18 protein-coding genes are annotated in these 25,014 nt (G+C 43.5%); 3 read left to right on the forward strand and 15 right to left on the reverse strand.

Annotated features, from left to right (window positions below; all coding sequences use genetic code 11):
- Positions 1-152: 152 nt before the first annotated feature.
- The 4 genes from EDD70_RS08100 to EDD70_RS08115 form a co-directional block, all read right to left on the reverse strand.
- Positions 153-836, reverse strand: coding sequence for a TIGR03936 family radical SAM-associated protein (locus EDD70_RS08100; protein ID WP_092751217.1), 684 nt, complete (start codon positions 834-836; stop codon positions 153-155).
- Positions 836-2,677 (reverse strand): TIGR03960 family B12-binding radical SAM protein, encoded by a 1,842-nt coding sequence (locus tag EDD70_RS08105; RefSeq protein WP_092751215.1) that lies wholly within the window; start codon positions 2,675-2,677, stop codon positions 836-838. The genes EDD70_RS08100 and EDD70_RS08105 overlap by 1 nt, the downstream gene beginning before the upstream one ends.
- 89 nt (positions 2,678-2,766) lie before the next feature.
- On the reverse strand, positions 2,767-3,333 hold the full coding sequence (locus EDD70_RS08110; protein WP_162840766.1) for a site-2 protease family protein: 567 nt from the start codon (positions 3,331-3,333) through the stop codon (positions 2,767-2,769).
- 16 nt (positions 3,334-3,349) lie between these two features.
- Positions 3,350-4,321 (reverse strand): M23 family metallopeptidase, encoded by a 972-nt coding sequence (locus tag EDD70_RS08115; protein ID WP_162840765.1) that lies wholly within the window; start codon positions 4,319-4,321, stop codon positions 3,350-3,352.
- Between the two features lie 281 nt (positions 4,322-4,602).
- On the opposite strand from EDD70_RS08115, the gene EDD70_RS08120 reads away from it, so the two are divergent.
- Entirely contained in the window at positions 4,603-5,241 is a 639-nt protein-coding gene (locus tag EDD70_RS08120; RefSeq protein WP_092751209.1) for a biosynthetic peptidoglycan transglycosylase, read from the forward strand.
- Positions 5,242-5,351: 110 nt separating this feature from the next.
- A complete protein-coding gene (locus tag EDD70_RS08125; RefSeq protein WP_092751207.1) occupies positions 5,352-5,567 on the forward strand; it encodes a DUF3955 domain-containing protein in 216 nt (71 codons plus the stop codon).
- 54 nt (positions 5,568-5,621) lie between these two features.
- Here EDD70_RS08125 and gltA read toward each other — a convergent pair whose 3' ends face one another.
- From gltA to hprK, 11 genes are all read right to left on the reverse strand, one after another.
- Positions 5,622-7,010, reverse strand: coding sequence for an NADPH-dependent glutamate synthase (gene gltA / locus EDD70_RS08130; protein ID WP_092751205.1), 1,389 nt, complete (start codon positions 7,008-7,010; stop codon positions 5,622-5,624).
- A 35-nt stretch (positions 7,011-7,045) separates the two neighbouring features.
- The gene (locus EDD70_RS08135; protein ID WP_092751203.1) at positions 7,046-7,885 is read right to left on the reverse strand and encodes a sulfide/dihydroorotate dehydrogenase-like FAD/NAD-binding protein; all 840 of its coding nucleotides are present in this window, start codon (positions 7,883-7,885) and stop codon (positions 7,046-7,048) included.
- A 204-nt stretch (positions 7,886-8,089) separates the two neighbouring features.
- Positions 8,090-12,046 (reverse strand): Ig-like domain-containing protein, encoded by a 3,957-nt coding sequence (locus EDD70_RS08140; RefSeq protein ID WP_092751201.1) that lies wholly within the window; start codon positions 12,044-12,046, stop codon positions 8,090-8,092.
- A gap of 27 nt (positions 12,047-12,073) precedes the next feature.
- A complete protein-coding gene (locus EDD70_RS08145; RefSeq protein WP_092751199.1) occupies positions 12,074-13,573 on the reverse strand; it encodes a glycoside hydrolase family 10-like protein in 1,500 nt (499 codons plus the stop codon).
- Positions 13,574-13,908: 335 nt separating this feature from the next.
- Positions 13,909-14,883 carry a 6-phosphofructokinase gene (gene pfkA / locus EDD70_RS08150; RefSeq protein ID WP_092751197.1) on the reverse strand — a complete coding sequence of 325 codons (975 nt, stop codon included), beginning with the start codon at positions 14,881-14,883 and terminating at the stop codon, positions 13,909-13,911.
- A gap of 143 nt (positions 14,884-15,026) precedes the next feature.
- Positions 15,027-18,545: a DNA polymerase III subunit alpha gene (locus tag EDD70_RS08155; protein ID WP_092751195.1), complete on the reverse strand. Its 3,519-nt coding sequence runs from the start codon at positions 18,543-18,545 to the stop codon at positions 15,027-15,029.
- Positions 18,546-18,547: 2 nt separating this feature from the next.
- A complete protein-coding gene (gene whiA, locus EDD70_RS08160) occupies positions 18,548-19,483 on the reverse strand; it encodes a DNA-binding protein WhiA (protein WP_092751193.1) in 936 nt (311 codons plus the stop codon).
- 19 nt (positions 19,484-19,502) lie between these two features.
- Positions 19,503-20,369 (reverse strand): RNase adapter RapZ, encoded by an 867-nt coding sequence (rapZ, locus tag EDD70_RS08165; protein WP_092751191.1) that lies wholly within the window; start codon positions 20,367-20,369, stop codon positions 19,503-19,505.
- 92 nt (positions 20,370-20,461) lie between these two features.
- Positions 20,462-21,373, reverse strand: a complete 912-nt coding sequence (gene murB, locus EDD70_RS08170; RefSeq protein ID WP_092751189.1) for a UDP-N-acetylmuramate dehydrogenase — start codon at positions 21,371-21,373, stop codon at positions 20,462-20,464.
- Between the two features lie 96 nt (positions 21,374-21,469).
- Positions 21,470-22,423 carry an ROK family protein gene (locus EDD70_RS08175; protein ID WP_092751187.1) on the reverse strand — a complete coding sequence of 318 codons (954 nt, stop codon included), beginning with the start codon at positions 22,421-22,423 and terminating at the stop codon, positions 21,470-21,472.
- Positions 22,424-22,465: 42 nt separating this feature from the next.
- Positions 22,466-23,428: an HPr(Ser) kinase/phosphatase gene (gene hprK, locus EDD70_RS08180; protein ID WP_092751184.1), complete on the reverse strand. Its 963-nt coding sequence runs from the start codon at positions 23,426-23,428 to the stop codon at positions 22,466-22,468.
- A gap of 265 nt (positions 23,429-23,693) precedes the next feature.
- On the opposite strand from hprK, the gene EDD70_RS08185 reads away from it, so the two are divergent.
- Positions 23,694-24,932 carry a glycosyltransferase gene (locus tag EDD70_RS08185; protein WP_092751182.1) on the forward strand — a complete coding sequence of 413 codons (1,239 nt, stop codon included), beginning with the start codon at positions 23,694-23,696 and terminating at the stop codon, positions 24,930-24,932.
- Positions 24,933-25,014: the final 82 nt, after the last annotated feature.

The following is a 25,014-nucleotide window of genomic DNA, read 5'->3' on the forward strand; positions in this document are numbered from 1 at the left end:
ATTCGTACTCACCCTTTTGAAGTGACAGAGGACTGCCCGCTTTAATGTCGCGGCCATTGAGACCGGGCATTAATCCCCACCCTGCGCAAGGCGCAAAGCGGCCACTAAATGCCTTAATAGAATATCATATTTTGTTAATAAATGCAAGTGCTTTATTCGAAAATCTCATCTTTTACGGGGTTATCGGTATAAACCTGCAGCTTCTTTACACGAATGCAATCAAGCTCCATATTGTACAGTTTTGAAAAAGCATCAAACACCAGTGTGGGGTTGATATTTGTAGTAGTGCCTGCTGCAAGGCGCAGTAAAAGGCGAATGCCGTCTTCGTAAGAATCTAAGCCTTTTAAACCGATAAATGGTTTAAGGTCGATTTCTTTAAAGCCTTTTTTTGTTTTCTTTTCTACAGGGATTATATCGCGATTGAGCATTGCTTGAAACATTTCTTGCAGTTCGGCACTTGTTTTACTCGGTGCAGACACCAACACCTGGTAATCGCATGATGCAATGTCATCGGGTTTGTGTATTGGCGAAGCAACATGGTAAACACGTAGCCCCATTGGCAGTGCAGCATTCAGGCGGTCTTTAATTTCATTCATCGAGATTTCTTCGGTCACGCGCAAGTCCATTGTCTCGCAATCACTTTCATAACCAAGAGGTGTGGGCATTGCAAAAGTGATGTAAATGTGGGGATTAAAGCCCTGCGTATACCACACCGGCAAATGCGAACGTGCAAGCGCACGTTGAAAGCAGCGGTTTACATCAAGATGAGAAATATATTTTGCAGCATCGCGGCGGGTAAAGAACACGCGAATATCGCGGACGTTTGACATATCCATTAAAACTTACACCCTCCGTTTAGTTTATTTGCACCGCAGCCGCCGCATTTTAAACGGCAGTGGGGGGTAACGGTATCGGCATGTGCTTTTTTATTTTCTTCAATCAGAAAACGTTTGGTAACACCGTAATCCAGGTGATCCCAAGGCATAATTTCATCGTAGGGGCGGGTGCGGTTGGCATAGAACGTCGGGTCAATGCCGCATGCATCAAAAGCCGCCATCCAGTTTTCAAATTTAAAATGATTGTCCCAGCCATCAAGGTTACAACCGCTGCGCCACGCTGTTTCGATAACATTGCACAGGCGACGGTCGCCCCGAGCAAAGACACCCTCAAGAACACTGGTTTTGGAGTCGTGATATTTTACATTAATTTTGCGGCTTGTCACACAGGATAACAGGTATTTTTGTTTTTCCTGAAGTTCTTGCATCGTCGCCTGCGGCTCGAACTGAAAGGGCGTGAACGGCTTGGGCACAAAACCTGCAAGGCTGATGGAAACCGTAACTCCCCTTCCCTTTGGTTTATCGGGCAAAGAGTAATAAAGGTCAACCACTTTTTGCGCAAGGTCGACAATGCCTTTTAAGTCTTCGTTGGTCTCGGTGGGTAACCCCAGCATAAAGTAAAGCTTTACCGCAGTATATCCACCCTGAAATGCCGTGGTGCAGGTGTGGATGACCTCTTCTTCGGTAACATTTTTATTGATGACATCACGCATACGCTGCGTACCTGCTTCGGGTGCAAAAGTAAGCCCGCTTTTGCGAACCTTTGCAATCTGCTCAAGCAGTTTTTCAGAGAAGTTATCCACACGCAGCGACGGCAGGCTCAAGTTTACCTGCTCTTTATCCGTCCACACAAGCATTTTGTCCAGTAAATCTCCTAGTTTGGAATAATCGCTGGTAGAAAGAGACGAAAGCGATATTTCTTCGTAGCCTGTATTACAGGTGAGGTCCCAACCGTTTTTATTGAGCGTTTCGGGAGATTTTTCGCGGAATGGACGATAGATGAACCCCGCCTGACAAAAACGGCACCCGCGGATACAGCCGCGCAGCACCTCAATCATAGAGCGGTCGTGCACCGGCTCAACAAACGGTACAATGAATTCTTTTGGGAAATACACCTTGTCCAAATCTTTTATAATACGCTTGGTTACAACAGCAGGGGCACCATCACGCGGAGTGATTGATTTGACGGTACCGTCTTGGTTATACGCAAACTCGTAAAGAGACGGAACATAAACGCCTTGAATCTGTGCAGCTATCTTGAGAAATTCTGCTTTAGAAAGCCCTTTGGCTTTTGCATCGCGGTAAGCATTTACCAGTTCGGGCAAAACCTCTTCGCCCTCGCCAAGCATAAACAAATCAATAAAATCGGCGATGGGCTCTGGGTTACATGCACAAGGACCGCCAGCAACAATTAAGGGTGCTAAACTGCTGCGCTGCTCACTGCGTACAGGTACACCCGCAAGGTCGAGCATATTGAGGACCCCTGTAAAGCTAAGCTCATACTGTAGGGTAAACCCAATCATATCAAAATCTGCGATGGAATCCATGCTTTCGAGCCCGTAAAGAGGAATATGGTTCTCTCTCATCAGCTTCTCCATGTCGGATTCGGGTGCAAACACGCGCTCGCACCAAACCCCATCCATTTCGTTAAGCTGAGAATACAAAATCTTCATACCGAGGTGTGACATACCCACTTCATAGGTATCGGGGAAACAAAACGCAAAGCGGAAATCTACCTCTTCGCGTTGCTTTACTACACTGTTCAGTTCACCGCCTACATAACGTGCAGGGCGCTGAACTTTAAGCAGAATTTTATCTAATTGTGTTTTAATGCTCTCCATTGAAACCTCCAAACAAACAACAGTTTATTATTGTTTGACATTATCTTATCTATCATACAGCAAATCGGACATAATTTCAACAAAAAGCACTATCTGTCTTTACTTGCAAAAATGGTGAAAGCAAGATAAAAAGATGTGACAATCAGCGTGACGTTTGCTTTACCTTGAATTGCCAAGATAAAAGAGGCTGCCATAATCGGCAGCAGACATAGCAGCGACACAGTAAGTGAAATTACCTTAGCAGTATGCTCGCTTGTAAAACAGTGCGCTAGATTTCCAACTATCATCCCCCCATCCAATGCACCGATGGGCAATAAATTGAACAACCCCAAAAGAATATGTACCAGTGCAAGTTGTGTAAACTGCGCGTCTGCTATTATGTATAGTATTGCCGCGGAAATAAAATTAGAAAGCGGGCCGGCTAAAAAAACAAGAACTTCTTTGCCATATGATAGAGCCGTGCTCTGTTGCTTACGGATGCGGATGCCAAACGAAACAAAATCGATGCTACGCGGTGGCTGGCGAAATAGGTACATCACCGTAAGATGCCCCAACTCGTGCAAAAGTGCGGCGCAAAACATCTGCCCGCCGAGGCCCGTTTTATCGAAAGTTAAAAAAGCCGTGAGTACCGCCAAAAAAGGGTAGCTCACGCTCACAGAGACGCCTAATATATTAAAACTCATCATACACCCACGCAGGGTTTGCCTGCAAACCGTTTACTTTAAATTCGAGATGGACATGGCTGCCTGTCGACATGCCCGTACTGCCTACTTTTGCAATAATTTCGCGTTGGCGCACCACCGCACCCGCAGGTGCAAGAATCTCGCTGCAATGGCAATAGACCGTTTCGAACCCCACACTATGTTGAATAACAATAAAATTACCGTAAATTGCAGATTCGCCGATTTCGGTTACAGTCCCGTTTAGCACTGCTGAAATAGGGGTTCCTTCCAGGGCAGCGATATCCACACCTGTATGAAAGTCATCTTTACCTGTTATAGGATGTTTACGAAAACCGAAACGGCAAGTTAACGTACCAAGCTTTACAGGCAGGATAGGCTTGTCTGTTATAAAAAATGGCGAAAGTGTTGCCGTGTTTGGTGCGGTCAACCTCCGCTTTGTACCAACAAGACGGACAGGGTTAATTCCGCCCCCCTGCCCGTCTTGATTATTTTCACCGGATACTTTGGTTTTGGATGAAGGCTGTGCCTCATCTTCTGTTGTTTCATCTGCCGAACTCTCAGGTTGCGTATCTTGCGGCAAATACTCCTCGATATAGCCTGCTAATTCAGAATCAATTAACTGGGACTGTTCTTTCTCGCTTGCCTGCGATGACGGTTGCTGGGGTTGAGGTTGTTCTTTATTGTCTGACCAAACCGGAAGCTGTACATTCCACCTGCTCATAACATCATCGATAAAGCTTAGGTGAAGCTCTTGCCCAAGTAGTTCACTGACAGCTGCTTTTGTGTTCTCGTAAATAGGCAGCCCCGAAATTTTAAAACAATAAGCAAGTACCAGCAATATTAAGCAGACCGTAATTTGTGCAAGCATAGTAGAAAGTATCGCATCCTGACGCTGCGACTGCCCGTATTGCCGATGGGACGATCTTTGCCGTGCTTGGTTTCTTTCTGCTCTGCTCATCATTGTATACGCTCCTTTGCTTTCAGGTTTTACTTTCATCTTAATCATATGAGCGTACAGATAAAAAAATGCAGACAAACATCAAACATAACAAACAACACCGTGCAAACAGCAGTTTTGTGTGACAGAAATGTAAGGTAAATGTAAGCCGGTTCAATGGCAAGAAAACCTGGCAAATATTATAATAATATACAAGAGATATAGAGATGCCGCCATATAATATACTATTTTTAAGTTGAAGAAAAAACAGTTAGAGAATCGTTTTATATATTGAGGGATGTATTATGAAAAAAATAGTTTTATGTTTATTTTCGGTTACTTTTTTAATTTGTGTGTGCTTTTCGTCCATTAGATATGCCCCTGTTGTATCCACAGGAGTTGAAATGTATCAAAGCGCTGTCGAAAAAACAAGCATACAAGATAAAATTAAAAAAATCAAAACCAAAGAAACTTATGTAACGCTTGATCAAATATCACAAGAATATTTGGACAAGGTTATCGACTCGGAAGACCGACGTTTTTATTGGCATTGCGGAATTGATTTTATTGCTACAGCAAGAGCGATGTACAACAATATAAAAGCAGGAGCCTTTATCCAGGGCGGAAGTACAATTACACAACAGCTTGCTAAAAACCTGTATTTTTCTTTTGAGAAAAAATATGAAAGAAAGGTTGCCGAACTGCTTGTTGCTTTGAACCTTGAAACGAAACTGACAAAAAAAGAAATTTTAGAATTATACTGCAATATTACTTATTTTGGAGAAGGCTGTTACGGAATAAAAGAAGCTGCATTACATTATTATAATGTTGAGCCAAGCCAACTAACATCCAAACAGGCAGAAGCATTGGTTAAAACACTAAAAGCACCCAATAATTATAACCCCAACGCTATTTTAGAATCGGCATTATTTGCATTATATTAATTTGAAAAATTTACGATTAGTTTAAAAAATAATAATATTTCTATAAGAACAGAAACTGTATAATAGATATTAGAGAGTAATCTTGCACTTTATAATAGAGGAGAATTTATATGAAGCATATTTTAAAAAGGTACTGGCTGCCAATATTATCAATATTAATTGCAATTTCGTGCGCTGTTGGCTATACAATCATAGGTAATAGATTATCACCAGAAGGAATACTTATCGAACCGTTTGCGTTAATTCCTCTAACTTATGTATTTATAGCAATTTCAGTTATCAGCTTTATCATCATTACCACTATAAACAGAAAAAAGAAAGTATAAATACTTATAAAAAAACCTATCAGTCATAAGACTGATAGGTTTTTTAGTTTTGTATTACTTGTTAAGTATATATTCTTCAATAGAATCTGCTGCAGTTTTACCTGCACCCATTGCAAGAATAACAGTTGCCGCACCTGTAACAGCGTCACCGCCTGCAAACACGCCCTCGCGGGTGGTGTGCATTTTATCGTCTGCAACCAGGCAGCCACGTTTGTTCGCTTCAAGCCCAGGAGTAGTAGTACGAAGCAAGGGGTTGGGCGAAGTGCCAATGGACATGACCACACTATCAACAGGCAATTCGAAATTGGAACCGGCAATTTCAACCGGTCTGCGTCTGCCGGAAGCATCCGGTTCGCCAAGCTTCATTTCAATGCATTCCATTGCGCGAACTCTGCCGTTTTCATCAGGCAAAATACGAACGGGGTTGGTAAGCAATTTAAAGATGATGCCTTCTTCTTTTGCATGGTGCACTTCTTCTGCACGAGCAGGGAGTTCCTCCATAGAACGGCGGTAAACAATATACACGTTCTCGGCGCCCATACGTTTTGCACAGCGTGCAGCATCCATAGCAACGTTGCCGCCGCCTACAACAGCAATGTTCTTGCATCTGTCAATTGGGGTATCGTAACCCTCTTTGTAAGCTTTCATCAAGTTGATTCTGGTGAGGTACTCGTTTGCAGAGTAGACGCCGACCAAAGCCTCGCCTTCGATACCCATAAAGCTGGGCAAACCTGCACCTGAACCGATAAACACAGCCTCAAAGCCCATATCATCCATTAGTTCGTCAATGGACAGTACCTTACCCATAACCATATTGGTCATAATTTTAACGCCCATATCTTTGAGCTTATCAATTTCTTTTGCAACGATGGATTTTGGCAGACGGAACTCCGGAATACCGTAAACTAACACGCCGCCCGCAGTATGGAACGCTTCAAAAATTGTAACATCAAAACCTTTTTGCGCCAAGCTGCCTGCACAGGAAAGGCCGGCAGGCCCCGCACCAATTACTGCAACTTTGTGCCCATTGCTTTTGGGTTTTTCTGCTTTTTCGGTACCGTTTTCTATATACCAATCAGCAACAAAGCGCTCCAGCCTGCCTATGGCAACAGGTTCACCCTTTATACCGCGAACACACTTGCCCTCGCACTGGTGCTCCTGCGGGCATACTCTGCCGCATACCGCCGGCAGCGCATTGGTACTTGTAATAATTTTATACGCATCTGCAAAGTTGCCTTCTGCCACCTGTGCAATAAATTCAGGGATCCGCACATTAACAGGGCAACCGTTAACGCAGGGTTTGTGTTTGCAGTTTAGGCAACGTTTTGCTTCTTCAATTGCCATTTCAGGGGTATATCCTTCGGCAACTTCTTTAAAATTTTTATTTCTAATATTAGGGTCTTGTTCCGGCATGGGAACTTTTTTCGGAGCCATATTTGGCATGGTGTTCAACCTCCATCTAGTTCAAGTATTCGGTGTTATTCCGGTTTTGCATTGAGCATGCGGCAGGTATCAACATCGCAATGCTCTCTCTCTTTATAGAACGAATTACGCTTCATTAATTCATCATAATCCACTTGGTGCCCGTCAAAATCGGGGCCGTCAACACATGCAAACTTGATTTCGCCGCCGACTGTAACACGGCACCCGCCGCACATACCTGTACCATCTATCATGATGGGATTAAGAGAAACCAATGTTTTTATGCCGTAAGGTTCCGTAACCTTCGACACAAACTTCATCATTGGGATAGGGCCAATCGCGATGACCAAATCGTATTGATTGCCTGCATCGATAAGACTTTGCAATTTATTGGTGACAAAGCCTTTTTCGCCGTAGGTACCATCATCCGTAGTGATATACAAATGACTGCATACCGCTTTGAATTCATCCTCTAAAATTACAATATCTTTACTGCGGAAGCCTGCAATAACATCAACCTCCGCGCCATTGTTGAACAATGCTTTTGCCGAGGGATATGCAATTGCATTGCCGACGCCGCCGCCGACAACACAAACCTTTTTATAACCATCAAGATGTGTAGCAGTGCCTAAAGGACCAACAAAATCCAAAATGGAATCGCCTTCATTCATCTGGGAGAGCATAATAGTAGAACGCCCAACAGCCTGATAGATGATCGTAACGGTACCGCGCTCTGCATCGCTGTCTGCAATGGTGAGAGGTATGCGTTCGCCGTGCTCATCAACGCGAAAAATAATAAACTGACCTGCTTTTGCTTTTTTGGCAATGTACGGCGCTTCAATTTCCATTAATGTAACGGCACTGTTCAATTGCTTTTTCTTAATTATTTTAAACAAGGTTAGCACTCCCTTTTATCATAATTTTTCAATTATTGTTAAATTAATAACATTAAGATGTTTTTTTATCATCCAATTATTTAGTATAGCGCATATTCTTAGCTAAATCAACAGAAAAGAGCAGGAAATTTGTAGAATCCTGCTCTTTTTTAATAAAATTTTATTATGTATTTTTTATATAGGGATTATATCGTTGATATTGCGCTACGTAGCAGCAGATGAATTTGTTTGGGGTGAACTTGAACTTGTCACGGCGGGAGGTGCTGAGGAGGTGCTTTTTTCTGAGGCGCTGCTTTCAGAGGATTTAGCATCAGGCGGTGTTGCCTCTTGGCTGCTGCTCTCAGGTTTACTGGAACTGCTTGTTTCAGAATTAGAGGATGACGGCTCGGACTGTGAGGAAGAAGATGGCGTCGATTTTGCTTTGCCAATTATTTCACATTTTGCCGTTTTCCTACCATCATTGGTGATAACCGTCACAGTAGTTCTAACATCTTTGGTGATGTTTTCACTTACTTTGACAACACCATTTCTATCTACGGTAATACCACTGTCACCCGAAACACTCCATTTCACCCCAGTATTGGTTGCATTGCTTGGTGAAACCGTTGCTACAAGCTGCTTGGATTCACCTGCATTTAATGTTAATGAAGTAGGATTAAGTGATACACCGGTGACACTTATAATTTTATCCAAAACATCAACGGTATAATAATCGGTTTTGGCAACTCCCCCGCTTTTTGCCGTAACTGTAACTTTAACGCTGCCTACTGCCTTAGCGGTAAACAAGCCACTGGTTTTATTAATTACTGCAATATTCGTATTGCTTACCGACCATTCGTAGGTAACATTGGTAGCATTATCGGGAGCAACATAAGCACTGAAAGTATGTGTTTTGCCCACTTCTATTCTATCGGGAGGGCTGTAAATGGTTACGCTGTCCAACCCAACACTTTCACTTTCGCTTTCGGATTTCGCGGTTACAGTTACAGTACACTTGGCAGTTTTTTTGCCATCTTTAGTTGTAACTGTAATCGTAGCCGTACCCGCTTTTTTGGCTGTTACCTCACCATCGGAATCAACAACAGCTACCGATTCGTTGCTGGAGCTCCAGGCAACTCTATCGTTTGCGGCATTGCTGGGTTTAACCGTAGCCTCTAAAGTTTGGGAATCGCCGACAGCAAGACGCATAGAAGATTTATTAAGGGAAACACCCGTTACTTTTACATCACCTTCGCTGCTGGATTCTTCCTCTTCTTCCGCAATTTCGCCGTCTTCAACACTTCCTCCCGAGCTGCCCGCAGCAGATGCCAAAAAGCTGTTAATGCCTTGAGCAATCCCTTTGGCAAGGTCGTACTGGTAGTCGCTGTCCGTCAGAATCGCGTATTCATCCGAGTTGGATACAAAAGCACTTTCGGAAAGGATTGCCGAAAACTGAGAAGTACGTGTCATATAATATCGTGCATTTTTTGCTTTACGATTATTGATATTAAGCGCATTTGCCATATTGTAAGAAACATTGGAAGCAAGACCGGACGCAAAATTATAGAAATAAAATGCCTCCGAGCCGCTTGCGCTGGAGCTTGTACTGGAGTTTGCATGTACGCTTATCAACACATGCGGGTCATAGCTTGCTGCCCTAGCCATTCGATCTTCGAGTTCAACATAGCTTGAAGTACTCGGCATGCTTACCGATGCCCCATTACTCTCCAAAATACCTTTTAGCTTTTTAGATACGGCAAGGTTTATATCGTACTCTGTCATACCTCCGTCACTGGGTGAAATATAACCGCTTGCTCCGCGGCTGTCGGCAGAATGTCCGACATCAATGTATACTTTGGCACCGCTTAGCCCGCCGGGTGAATTTTTAAAGCGGAAAATCAAATCTCCTCCGGAATACTCGGCTGTATAACCAATAAAACTTCTGGAGTTTTTAAGACTTAAAGTAACGGTTGAACCTGACCATGACGCTGATGAAAATTGAGGATTGCTGCCCACCTTAGAGCTGCCTGGGGTAGAGGTGGTGTAGTGGAATTGAATGGATATTTTGGAGCCGGAATGCTTTAAGGTGTAAGATACCTGTTTATCGGTTTTAAACGATACTTTGGTAGTACCGCTGCCGCTGGATACACTCATACTGCTGACTTTATTCCCGTTGAGGTCGGCACCTTTGACCACACTGATATCTTTGGAGTAAACACGTCTGCCCGATTTTAGCAGATAATAATAATGCGTTTTATTTCCGTCGTTGTATTCCAACTCATCACTTACGGTATAGTCACGTGCACCAATACCGATTGGGAAGTAACTGCCGTTGGAAAGATCGTCCAATGTATCATCGGGAAAAGTTTCGGCAGCCGGTGCCTTGACTTCTACCAGCTGACCATCACCAATCGGCACTTTGGGCGTAATAGTAACCGCAGCACCGGTAAGTGATTTGCTCATTCCGTTTGAAGTTGCAGTTACTACAATATTACCGATACTTTTATCCGCACTGGTTGCAGGTGTTTTATAGTTACCCACAAACTTAACGTAAGATTGGTTTTTATCGATATTATCATCTTCGGTGGTTGATTTAGACATAGATATGGTTGCACCGTTGATGGTTGCAGATACGGTTGCATCGGGATAAGCCATTGCAGTAATGGAAATGGTCATTCCTCCCTCAACGGTAAGGTTACCTGTGGGGGAAATTTCCTTCAGTACCTGTGTTTGGCGCGTTATGGTATAAGTTTGCACATCGCCTTTATGCTCGAACTTAAATACGTTCGGCCCTTCTTTCAGTTCTGCGGTGATGCTGAAATAGCCGTTTGCATCTCGCTCCACTTTATTGCCGTTCATTGTCAGCTCAAAATCGGGGGCAGATGCACCCATGAGAGTATAGGTTGGTTCGGCAGTAGTAATGTTAGGTTTATTCGGCTTTGTAAGCGCCAATTTTGTAAGCACGTTTGCAAGATTTACTTTTGATTGAAATGTAGCAAGAAGAGTGGTTGTGCTTTTTTGAGGGTCTGCCGTAAGCGCCTTGAGCGAATCGAATACACTGCCCTCGTAGCCATTCACTTTTTTGGCTGTAATATATTGCTCTACCAATTCGGTAGGGCTTGTCCACCCTTTTTCGCCCGAAACCGCTTTACTGGAAGAATGTACCGGATGCAAAGGTACGTCGGCGTTGCTGGCAACCGCGCCCCACCAAGATACAACTGCTTCAAACGGGATTGCGCCGTCGGTCATACTTCCGTTTGCTTTGACGGCGATAAAATCCACCAAACCGTCTTCTACCCATTGTTTAGTATCTGCATTGCCGTTAACCAGTGCTTGGTAAGCTGCATTGGTATTAGAGCCTTTTTCATTGGTTGCCTTATTTGCCCATACCGCTGTGGTATAAAGCCCTACTTGCGTAGCAGGCGAGTTCTTGCGGATTGCATCGGATGCCGCTTTAAACGCAGCAGTGGACATAGAGCGCATATAGTTTTCGTACCCCATACCAGAACCATTTGCCTGATAGGCAGCAAATCCGCCACTTGCGCTGTCAAGGTAGAAGTCATCAAGATAAATACCGTTAAGCTTATACTGTTGGGCAAATGCTTTTGTACTTTGTGCTATTTTATCGATTACAGCGTTGTCGACCTGTACAGCAGAGCCAAGTACAGGCAGTGTAGCATATGTAAGTAGCTTGTTTTCGGTTGCTTTGGTTTTTATGTAGTCGAGTACATCAAAGCCGCCTACTGCACCCGAAGTACCGTAGATTACCTGATCTTTAAACATAGTATCTACCACTACAGCATTTGCGGTAAAGTTTACTGCGTCGGATATTGCCTTATCTACTTCTGCTTTCACTGCAGATTCACTGAGTTCGCCTGCCAAAATATCGGAGCCGGGAACCAAAAATACGGCTCGCAGTTCACTTGGGCGGTCAAATTGCAAAGAATCGCTGTTTAATACGGTCTCTTCAGATGCCGAATCCGTAGAATCAGAAGAAGCTTCGCCTTCGCTATCGGTTGTCACTTCGTCGCTTGCAGAGCTGTCATCCTTTGACGATTTATCAGGAAGCTTGCCCGCGTTATAAGCAGCGAGCACACCTGTAGCCAATGTAATGACGAGAAAGATGGATGCAAGGATGATTGCTAGCATTTTATTGTTTTTAAATATGTTATTTTTAGACACAGATTTTAAACCTCCGCTGACACCAATCTAGTCGAGGATTGACTTCAGATTATTAACTTCTCTATTGATTTGAGACTTTAGGCTAGAATCGGGATTAAACAGCGAATCATATCGGTAAAGAGCAAATCCTTTGTAGTGATCTTGCTCACGAGCGGACAAAACCTGTCGCTTCATAATGTTGGTACTGTTGATAAAATCTTTTTCAGAACCACCGATTTTGTATGCTGCAAGGCCTACATACAACTTAACGCGCGAAGTATTTATCAGGCTTTCCCAATCCTCCAAGACATCTTGATACGGTGCACTGCTGTTGTTGTAGCCCCAGTAAATCTGCGGGCAGATATAGTCAATATAACCTGCGTTGGACGTCCATTTCTCAACATCTATGTACTGTAAATTGTAGTTGTTGCTGCGGTTGCCTTGCGGGCTGATACCGAATTTGCATGACTTGTTGGTAGATTTTATGGTGCTGTAAACACGTTTTACCAATGTATCTACGTTACTTCTGCGCCAACTTGCAAGGCTGAGATTGCCGCCGCCCGACTTGTATTCGGCATAAGCATCTTCATCAAAACTTTTATCGGGTGCCGGGTAAAAATAATCATCAAAATGGATGCCGTCGACATCGTAGTCTGCTACAATTTCTTTAACACCATTTACAATCAAGTCCTGCACTTCTTTCCTTGCAGGATTATAATAAATACCGCCGCCGTATTCAATCACATAATCCGATTCGTCTTCCAACCATTCTGATGCGATATTGTTGGAAGCCAAATCCACTTTACTGCCTTTGGAACGAATACGATACGGGTTTAGCCATGCTTCAAATTTTAGTCCGCGAGAATGTGCCTCAGAAACCATAATCTCAAGCGGGTCGTAGCCGGGGTCTTTCCCCTCGATATTACTGTTACTGATAAGGTAAGACCATGGGAAATAGCTGGAGCGGTAGAGTGCATCGCCAAAAGGGCGGACCTGCACAATAACCGTGTTGAGCCCAAGGTCGGCTACATTGTCGAACGCTGCACCGATGTTACTGCGGAATGTGGACCTTGTTTTGCCCTTAATCATAGGAGAAAGATCCAAGTAAGATATCCAAACAGCGCGAACTTCACCCGAAACAGATGAAACTGATTTTGGCTCATCGTCGTCCTCATCTTCCGATTCTTCTGAGCTTTCAGATGAACTTTGTGAACTGGAAGAACTGCTGCTTTTTGATGATTGGCTTGAAGAAGCAGTTGAGCTGCTGGATGATTTTTGGGGAGCAGCAGAAGAAACCGAGGAACTTGCCGATGATGATGGAACAGAAGATGACGATGGAGCAGAAGAACTCTCTGAAGGTTCTTCTATAGCACTGATATTATTTGCATCAGGAAATTCATCTTCTGAAATCATCTCCTCATCTTCTTCACGAGACAAGATGGTATCTTCGGTACTGACAAGATCTTGCGGCGCACTGGGTTTACCAGTACAGCCTGCAGTGGTAAAAGCTAATGTTGCAGCAAGAATGAGTGCAATAAATCGTTTCATGTTGACCCCCACAAAAATTAATATAATAAGTCGCAAAACAAGTTGTCATTTAGGATAGACCATAGTTCTCCATTTTTTATTCTAATTTCATGATATACTTAAAGTAAATATTTATCAATAGTTTAGTGCTTATTCTTCTACTTTTTATTGCAAAATTCGGTATTTTTTTCGATAGCAAATTTTGTTAATCTGTTATTTTACCTAATTTTTACGGTTTACGATACAATTAGTTACATGTATGAAAATGCTTGTGCCAATATAACTACAAACAACAAAACAAGCCTGTATGCATAATGCATACAGGCTTGTTTACTTATCTGTTTATACGAACTAATTTACAGAGCAACTTCTTCTGCAATTTTTACTGTATTCATATCAATGGTTTTCACCATCTTGAGGCCTTCGAGAATGTCATAATCAACAACCTCACCGCACTGCATACCTACAACGCGGTTACCAATGCCCTGCTCAAGCAGTTCAACAGCATGGTAGCCCATTTTTGTAGCCGCAACACGGTCTGTTACTGTTGGTGCACCGCCGCGCTGCACGTGCCCCAGCACGCATGCACGGGACTCAATACCTGTAGCTGCTTCAATTTTTTTGGCAATATCTTCTACACCGCCAATACCTTCTGCTACCATTACAATAAAGTGCTGTTTACCGGTTTTATGCGAGCTTTTTATTTTATCAATAACGTCTTTTTCGATATCGCATTCAACCTCAGGCATCAAAATTACAGATGCTCCGCAGCCAATACCGGTGTTTAAAGCAATGTACCCTGCTTTTCTGCCCATAACCTCAACCACCGAGCAACGGTCGTGAGATTGAGATGTATCACGTAATCTGTCCACCATTTCACAAACGGTGTTCATCGCGGTATCATATCCAATCGTATATTCGGTAGAAGAAATATCGTTATCAATCGTACCGGGTACGCCAACACATGGAATGCCCTTTAGAGAGAGATCGCGCGCACCGCGGTAAGAACCGTCGCCACCGATTACAACCAGCCCGTCTATCCCCATTTTAATACAAGTTTCTTTTGCTTTTTCAACACCAGCGTCCTCGCGGAACTCGGGGCAGCGCGCTGTATAGAGAACTGTTCCGCCTCTGTGCATAATATCGGATACCGAAAGGAAATTCATCTCAACCATATCACCGTTAATCAAACCATTGTAACCTCTTCTTACGCCCAGTACACGTATCCCTCTGTGCAAAGCAGTTCTTACAACTGCACGGATTGCAGCATTCATACCGGGGGCATCACCGCCGCTGGTAAGAATCGCAATCGTTTTCTGTTTCTTCTCCATAATGAACTCTCCAATCGTATAAAAATCATTCTTAAAAAAATGTAATTGATATTAGTTTGCAGTATATACGAAAAAATATTGCAACCTAAAGAATTATAAAGTATTTTAAGTTAAATGACAAGTGAGAAATGTCTCATGTTTATTCACTTTTCTACAATTTTTACGTTCTCTTCACCCAACACGGCAATTAATTCTCTGATTAGCACGTTGTTTACATCCACCCAGAGGTTTTTGGGCGCAATGGTTAATTTGCCTGTATCGGCAAACATAACATAAACCGGTGTGTTACCTTCAAAGATTTCAAGCAGATTTTTTGCTCTCTCAAATTCTTCAGACACAGCAGACGGCGTTTTTACAAAAAGCTGACGACGTCTGCCATTGCCATATACAATACCGCTGTTAGCTGTTTGCTTTTGCTGTTGGCTGTTTTGATATTTTACACTGTCTTTGGCTGAAAGCTTGTCCTCTACGCTGCACACCTTGTCACAGATAAGTTTGGCGGGTTCGTCTTCCCTTATGCTTATTCTGCCCGAAAACACCGCAATGGTACCTTTTTGCAGCAACTTGTTGTAATCAACAAGCACCTTCGGGAACACGACAACCTCCATCGAACCTGTGGTATCCTCAATAGTAAGAAATGCCATAGTATCGTTTTTACGGGTAGTTTTTACTGATTTACCGATAATGATAGCGACTATATCCACTGGAACATTATCGTAATGCTCACTGGTTACCTCTAAAATTTTATGCGCCCCTATTTTAAGGATAACATTTTGATACTCCCCGACAGGGTGCCCCGATAAAAACAGCCCTGTTGTATCTTTTTCCATTTCTAAACGTTCCATTAAAGAAAAGTCATCCACATTTGGCAATTGGTATTCTTCTTTTTTTACTTCAGTTTGTACAGTATCAAAAAAGCTTACCTGCCCTGCAACATTTTTATTTTTAATTTCGTCAAGATTTGCAAGAACTGCTTCGTATCCCAAAAGCATTTGACGGCGGTTGGCACTGAAACTATCCAATGCACCGCATTTAATTAGGCTTTCCATCGACCGTTTGTTGAGGTCTTTACCATGCAGGCGTTGGCAAAAATCGGTGAATCCTTTGAAATATCCGTTCGCCCGCTCTGCAATCAAATCTCCGATGAAACCCTTACCCAAGTTTTTTACCGCAAGCAACCCGAAGCGAATATCTTCGCCCACAACAGTGAACCCTTCGTTACTGAAATTTACATCGGGCGGAAGCACCTTGATGTGCAGACGTGAACACTCATCGATGTACTCAATTACCTTATCGGTATTATCCAATACACTGGTCATCAGCGCTGCCATAAACTCTTTTGGGTAATGGCATTTCAGATACGCTGTTTGATAGGCGACTGTGGCATATGCCGCCGCGTGGGATTTATTGAATGCATAAGCGGCAAACGAATTCATTTCATCGAAGATTTGATTTGCTACCTGTTCGGGTACGCCATGGCGGATGGCACCCTCGCACTCCCATGTGCCGTCTTCCCGTTGGATGCCGTAGATGAAGTTACGGCGTTCTTTTTCCATCACATCTGCTTTCTTTTTACTCATGGCGCGGCGAACAAGGTCAGCCCGCCCGTACGAGTAACCCGCAAGCTGGCGGCAAATTTGCATAACCTGCTCTTGGTACACGATACAGCCGTAAGTAACATCTAAAATCGGTTTTAGCAGCGGATGCTTGTAAGTGACAAGTTCGGGATTATGACGGTTTTTAATGTAACGCGGGATAGATTCCATCGGGCCCGGGCGGTAAAGCGATATGACCGCGATCATATCCTCGATGGACTCTGGACCAAGACCGCTCAAAGTGCGGCACATGCCCGCGGACTCAAACTGAAACACGCCCTCGGTTTCTCCGCGGGTGAGCATTTCGAATACCTGTTTATCATCTTGAGGAATTTTATCAATATCGAAGTCAGAGTAATTCTCGCGAATCATTTTTTGTGCGTAGCTGATAACCGTCAGTGTGCGCAAACCCAAAAAATCCATTTTGAGCAGACCAAGTTCTTCGAGAGTTGTCATTGTAAACTGCGTTACAATCGATTCGTCGTTTTTCGCAAGTGGTACATAAGTATCTACCGAATCGCGTGTAATTACTACACCCGCTGCGTGCGTAGATGAATGGCGTGGCATTCCTTCCAGGCTGCGTGCCGTATCGATTAATTCTTTGAGTTTTTCATCCGATTCATAATACCCTTTGAACTCTGCAGAAACGGTAAGTGCTTTATCAAGCGTCATGTGCAGTTCCATGGGTACCGATTTTGCAACTGCATCCACTGTTTGATATGGAATAGCGAGTGCTCGTCCCACATCGCGCAGTGCACCCCTTGCTGCCATCGTACCAAAGGTGATGATTTGAGCAACATGGTCAGAGCCGTATTTTGATACAACATAATCGATTACCATTTGGCGTTTTTCATAGCAGAAGTCAATGTCAAAGTCAGGCATGCTGACGCGCTCGGGATTTAGGAAACGCTCGAACAAGAGATTATAACGGATAGGGTCAATGCCCGTAATGCCGATGCAATATGCGGCGATACTCCCCGCCCCCGAACCTCTGCCCGGGCCGACGGGGATATCATGACTGCGGGCGTAATTTACAAAATCGAATACGATTAAAAAGTAATCCACATACCCCATTTTTTGAATCACATTGAGTTCATAATCAAGCCTTTGCTGTATTACCTTTTCGGGGCTATCGCCGTAATGCTTATAAAGCCCTTGATAACATAACTTTTTAAAATATTCGTAGTTATCCTGCCCATTTGGGGCGGTATAAAAAGGCAGCTTGGTAACGCCGAACTCAAACTCAAGGTTGCACATTTCAGAAATCTTTACGGTATTATCCAACGCTTGCTCTAGTTGCGGAAACGTCTCAAGCATTTCGCTTCTGCTTTTTATGTAAAACTCATCTGTGGCAAACTCCATATCGGACGGATCATCGACCGTTCGGTTGGTTTGAATGCAAACGAGCACATTCTGCATTTTATTATCTTGCTTACGGATGTAGTGCGCATCATTGGTAGCAACAAGCCCGATGCCTGTTTCCTCGGAAATTTTTACGAGGCTGGGCAAAATCACTTTTTGTTCTCGGATACCATGGTCTTGTATTTCGATATAATAGTTGTCCTCTCCGAAGATACGCTGATATTCCAAAGCGGTTTCTTTCGCACCGGCATAATCGCTCTGCAACAGTTTGCGGGGTATTTCACCTGCTAAACAAGCAGAAAGCGCAATTAATCCCTCAGAATGTGCCTTGAGCAATTCTAAATCCACACGCGGTTTTGAGTAAAAGCCTTCGGTAAAGCCCTGAGAAACCATTTTAATCAAATTTTTGTAGCCTGTTTCGTTCTTGCACAACAGCACAAGATGATAGGGACCGGTATCCATTTTATACACCTTGTCAAAGCGGGTACGGGGTGCAACGTACACCTCACAGCCGACAATCGGTTTTACACCCTGCTTTTTGCACTCTTTATAAAAATCAATCACCCCAAACATAACGCCATGGTCGGTAATGGCACAAGCAGGCTGACCAAGTTCTTTTACACGTTCGACAAGCCTATTGATACGGCAGGCGCCATCAAGCAGGCTGTATTCGGTATGTACGTGCAGGTGCACGAAGTTTTCCATAGTTATCTCCTTTTTTCCGATTTCTTCTGCCTTAGTTCATCCGCAATTTTCGATAAACGTTTTAAGCGGTGGTTTACACCGGAGCGGGTTAGCGGTGTTGAAAGCGCCTCTCCCAGTTCACGCAGGCTCATTTCAGGATTGTCGGCACGCAGTTCTGCAAGCTCCCGCAAATCGTCGGACAGAAAATCAATTCCTCTTGTATCAAAAATATAGTTAATATCCTCTAACTGTGCTGCTGCAGCTGCCACCGTCTTTTCAATGTTGGCAGTTTCACAGTTTGTCACGCGGTTGACCTTGTTCCGCACATCTTTATAAATTTTAACGTTCATAAGCTGTAACGAACAATTTGTAGCACCCATATAGGTCATAATATCCTCTATTGCTTCGCTTTCTTTGATGTAGGCAATATAAGCCGAACGGCGCTGAGTAAGTTTCGGCGTATCAAGTACACTGGAAATAAGCGTAATAAGGTCTTTGCATAGGTGCATATGCGGTGTTACAAATTCGAGATGATAGTTTTTTCGTGGGTCGGTAATATTTCCGCATACCAAATAAGCCCCAGAAATAAAAGCTTTCAGGCTTTTTTCTGACCGGATATTCTGCATATTGATGCGCAGGTTCACCTCGTCGGGCGAATGACCAAAAAAATGCAGGATATTAATCCTGTCCTCATCTGCCTCTACAACGGCAGTATAGATCACACTGCCGTTCTTTTTCTCGAATTCGGAATACAGTATGCTGGTTTTAATACCGATGAGGTCAATAATATAATCACAAAATAAGCGGGCTGTCTGTTCGTGCTCAGTTTGTATAGATAGTGCCTGCTTTGAAAAGTTTTTTGAAAAAAGCAAAAGACCATAGGCCTGCGCAATTTGCTCTTCGCGCTCCATTGGTCTTGCTTCATAAATCTCTTGTTTGAGTTGCTGTGCAAAGGACATAGAGGGGTTCCCCCTTCGTTTATCTTTTAACTTTTAATATATCGCGGTGGTTCTTTACCACACGATAGCCTTTGTCGGATAAAAATGAACCAATCTTTTCGGTAAATACCACCGAACGGTGCTTTCCTCCGGTACAGCCTATGGCAATCATCAGCTGGCTTTTACCTTCCTCAACGTACAGCGGAATAAGGTATTCCAGTAAATCATTCAGTTTTGCAAGCAAAGTACGGGATTGCTCAAATTCTAAGACGTAATCTTCTACCGGTTTGTCTTTACCCGTTTGTTGTTTCAGCTCTTCAATGTAAAATGGGTTTGGAAGGCATCGTACATCAAACACCAAATCCGCCTCACTGGGGAGCCCATATTTAAACCCAAACGACATACAGTTGATGAGCAAACGCGTATTGACACCATATTCAAAAATATCATAGATTTTATCGCGCAGCTGTGCAGCAGTGAGCAATGTGGTGTCGATAACATAGCTGGCTTTCATCTTCGCGGGCTGTAGAAGCTCACGCTCAAGATGGATAGCCTGTTCTATGGAAGACGCACCGCTTTCACAAAGCGGATGTTTACGGCGCGTTTCTTTGTATCGTGTGATAAGCACGTCATCATCACAATCCAAAAATAAAATGCGGTAATTATTGTTGTTCTGCTTTAACTTTTCGAGGCTCTCAAACAAGCCGCTGAAGAGGTCACCCCCGCGGGAATCTACCACTATGGCAACTTTGTTAATTTTTCCGCCCGACTGCATGCACACCTCAGAAAACCGAACAATCAGCGCAGGCGGCATATTGTCGACGCAATAATACCCCATATCCTCCAAAACATTGGCGGCGCCCGATTTGCCTGCGCCGCTCATGCCTGTTACAATAAGAAATTCCATTATTTTCTCTCCAACCCCCGCCCTGATTGAATTACCGCACGCCGTATAGGCTGAGGGTAATCTTTCGGGCTTTATTCTCCTTTAAGTTTTGCTTAATCGGTAATATGTTTGATTTCACATTCTAAAGCATAGCCTGTTTTTTCTTTTACTTCATCCTGCACTATCTTAACAAGTGCCAATACATCCGCACAGGTAGCTTGATTGTAGTTGATGAGAAAGCCCGCATGTTTTTCGCTCACCATTGCACCGCCCACACATCTGCCTTTTAATCCGCAACGGTCAATCAGTGCAGATGCGTAATCTCCCACCGGGCGTTTAAAGGTACTTCCGGCGCTGGGATATTCCAACGGCTGTTTGCTTTTACGGCGGTTCATCAATTCGTCCATCTTTGCTCTGATTTTATCAGAGTCTCCTTCTGAAAGTTGAAAGCGCACCTCCGCAATACAATAGCCATTATCTGTGTAGGCACTGTGGCGGTAGCCAAAATCACAGGCATCACCGCAAAGTGTTTCTATCTCACCCGATAACGTGACATGCTTTACGCACGAAACGATATCTTTCATCTCACCGCCGTATGCCCCGGCATTCATGTAAACAGCGCCGCCGACATTGCCGGGGATACCATAGGCAAACTCCATACCGGTAAGAGAATGCTGCCAAGCAAAAGTACAAGCCTTTGCAAGCGAAACGCCTGCTTCGCAGACGAGCTGATTACCGTTTTCTATGCGAATATTGCTGAATAGGCTGCCGATTTGTACAATGGGGCGAAAAATACCCTCATCGCACACCAGCAAATCGGAGCCGTTGCCGATAATTAACGGATTTAAATCTGCCGATTGGCAGAAACGCATGACTTGCTGTATTTGCTCTATCGAAGACGGCTTTACCATTACCTTTGCATTGCCCCCAATCTCGAATGAGGTATAGTCCTTCATCGATTGGTTGGTAAGGCAAATGATTTGATGTTCTTTGCAAAAATTTACAAGCTGCTCGTTTGCTTCCATAATACACCTCGGAATTTTTATAGTACAGATTTTCACAGAACGAGCCATTCTATGTAAAACAAATTCAGATACTGCAGTTAAGCAATACGTAAATTGTTAGTTATCTGCCAAATTGCCTAAAAATGCCGCACCGATAATGCCCGCATCGTTGCCAAGCTGAGCTAAAGCAAGTTTGGTAACCGTGGAACTACCGTAAATTTGTTCGGATATTTTTTCACGCACTTTAGCAAGGAACGGCTCGCCCTCTTTGCTGATACCTCCGCCAATCACAATCAGTTCAGGCGCAAAGATATTAATATAGTTTACGAGACCGTACGCCAAATATTCCACATATTCGTTTACTACCTCATTGCCGTAGGCATCTCCCGCATGCATTGCGTCGAAAGCTGTTCTGCCGCTTACTTGTTCAAGACTATTGGCATAATCCCACATTTTGCTGTCTTTATGGGCTTCCATAGCCTCTTTTGTAAGGTTTATAAGCCCTGTAGCCGAAGCATAAGCCTCGATACAGCCGTTTCTTCCGCATGTGCAATGGCGGCCACCCTTTACAATGCCCATATGCCCTAACTCGCCACCTGCACCGCCCGTACCGGAGTAAATTTTGCCGTCGATGATGATACCCCCGCCTACGCCTGTACCCAATGTGATGGCAAGCACGTTTTGTACGCCTTTTGCAGCACCTGCAACCGTTTCTCCGTAGGCTGCCGCGTTGGCATCATTTTCAACATAAACTTTCATTCCCAGCCGCTCCTCCATCATCGCTTTGATGGGGACATTGTGAAAATCGAGATTGTTTGCATAACCGATGACACCGGTAGTGTGGTTGACCGTGCCGGGAGTTCCCACCCCTACCCACTCGATATCCTGCAATGTGAGGTTTGCGTTATGAACAGCTTGTCTGACACCTTCAGCCATATCATCACAAATAAGATTGGCAGGGCGGATGGCATTGGTTTTCAGCTTGCTGCGCGCAATGATGTGACAGTTTTCATCCACCACACCAACTGCAATATTGGTGCCCCCGAGATCGATACCAACATAATACTTCATAATCTATGTCCTTTCACAAATCGCATGCTTTCAAATACTCACTTAAAATGCATCCCATTCAGATGATTCGACCGATTTTGCATCTTCAATCATACCAAGTTTATGCAGAAGCTCCTGTGCGGCATTGTAGCCCATCTTTTTTTGGCGGTTGTTCATTGCCGCTACTTCAATAATAACAGCAAGATTTCGCCCCGGTTTTACAGGAATGGTAAGCGACGGCACTTTGTTGCCGAGAATTTCTGTATGTTCGTTTTCCATACCCATTCGGTCATACACTTTATTGGTATCCCACGGCTCAAGCTGTATCACCATATCGATTTTTTCGGTTACTTTTACAGCGCCCATACCAAAAATACGGCGCGCATTGATAATTCCGACACCGCGCAATTCAACAAAATGACGGATATTCTCGGGCGATGTGCCCACCAGTGAGCGGCTGGAAACACGGCGGATTTCTACCGCATCATCTGCTATAAGCCGATGACCGCGCTTAACAAGTTCAATGGCAGTTTCGCTTTTACCAACGCCGCTTTCGCCTAGCAGTAGAATACCCTCACCATATACCTCCACAAGCACACCATGACGTGTAATGCGAGGCGCAAGCTCTATATTAAGCATTGCAGCAAGTGCAGACGAGAAACTTGTGGTTGCATCTGCGGTACGCAAAAGAGGCACACCATACTTGACGGCACATTCTATCATTTGTGGAAGTACATCTAATTCGCGGGCAATAATAACAGCAGGAGGTTTGAGTGAAAAGAATTTATCCAAACGCTTTGCAAGTTTTTCCTGCTTAAACAGTTCCAGATAACCAATTTCAGCTTTACCGAGAATTTGAATACGGTCTTGGTCAAAAAAATCATAAAAGCCCGCAAGCTGAATACCGGGACGGTTTAAATCTGCACAGGTAACCGATATTTGCGAAAGCTCACAAGGCGCATAGATGGTTTCAAGGGAGAGTTCCTTTGCAATTTTTTCAAAACTAACTGAAAAGTTATTGCTCATTTCATCAGTCCTTTTCTAGAATAATACGCTCCAAATAATGTGCACAACTAATAAATATTATACCCTACAATAAATGCAGATTCAAGCAAATGTAAAGAAGATAGCCGCAGAATAAAATAAATTCGACAAATAGTTTATTTTACGAAGATTTCTTCTGTTCTATTTCGTTTAAATATTTGAAAGCATAATAATTTGTGATATACTGTTAAATGAAACAGTTGATACATTGCGGTATAACCGAAAAATAAAATTCTTGGAGGACATTATGAGAGTTGCTCTGTTTACTGAAACTTACCTTCCGCATATTAACGGTGTTGTAACTCATGTTAAAATTTTAAAAGAGGGTCTTGAAAAGCTGGGACATCAAGTTCTGGTTGTTACCGCTGACTATAATACCCATAAACATTACATCAAAGACGGGGTGCTTCACTGCCCTGCAAAACGTATGAGACGTTTTTACAACTTCGGAGTCGCTGCTCCCATCAGTGAGCGCAGGCTTCGCCTTATTCGTGATTTTAATCCGGATATTATTCATATTCATAACGAGTTTGGCGTTGGTCTATCTGGAGTAATGGCGGCAAAAATACTCAAAAAGCCATTGGTTTATACACTTCATACAATGTACGATGAATATATTTATTACGTAGCACCGCCCATGTTGGTTAGTGTTATGACAAAGTTCAGCCATCGTTACACAAAAATGCTGGCAAAATCAGCCTCTGCGCTGACAGGTCCGTCCAAGAAGTGTGCCGAATATTTTAAAAATGCTGGTGTAAAAAAAGATGTTAACGTGATACCAAACTCTGTAGAACTGGAATCGTTTAGCCCTGCCAACATTAGTGCAGAAAAAAAAGAGGCATTTCGCAAACAATATAACATAGATGACGACCAAATGATTGCCTGCTTTGTAGGCAGACTGGGCAGAGAAAAAAGCGTAGACGTTATTTTGGATTATTGGGCACAGTCTATTACAAAAGAGGACAAGATTCATCTGATTATAATTGGTGACGGGCCTTGCAAAGAAGAGCTCGAAGAGCAGGCGAAAAAACTGGGCATTGCGGAGATGGTGACATTTACCGGTGCGGTACAACACGATGAACTGCCCCCCTACCTTGCATCTTGTGATGTTTACATTACCGCATCTCTTTCGGATACCAACTCGATTTCTATGCTGGAGGGTATGGCAACCGGCTTGCCCGTACTGCAGCGGCTTGACCCACTGAATGCCGACCAAGTGCGTGAGGGAGTAAATGGTTTTGTATTTGATGATGCCGTCAGCATGGCTGAAAAACTCAGAGAAGTAAAAAACAAAAGCCCCGAAGAACTGGACATCCTCAAACGTTCGGTTATTGCATCTGTAAAACGAAGCGGCGCAGAGGATTTAGCCAACTACATGCTTACTGTATATCACAACCTTTATAATGAAGATAATACATCAAAAACAGGGAAAAGCATACATTTTGTGAGACCTAGCGAGCTGTTAAAACGTATGAAAGAGCGTTAAATTCACCACATCTCTTGACAAGAGGTGTAATTCCCTTTATAATATGTTGGTTTGTGCATAAATCAGCATATTATTGCACGAC

The sequence above is a fragment of the Hydrogenoanaerobacterium saccharovorans genome, from assembly GCF_003814745.1.
Lineage (GTDB): Bacteria > Bacillota > Clostridia > Oscillospirales > Ruminococcaceae > Hydrogenoanaerobacterium > Hydrogenoanaerobacterium saccharovorans.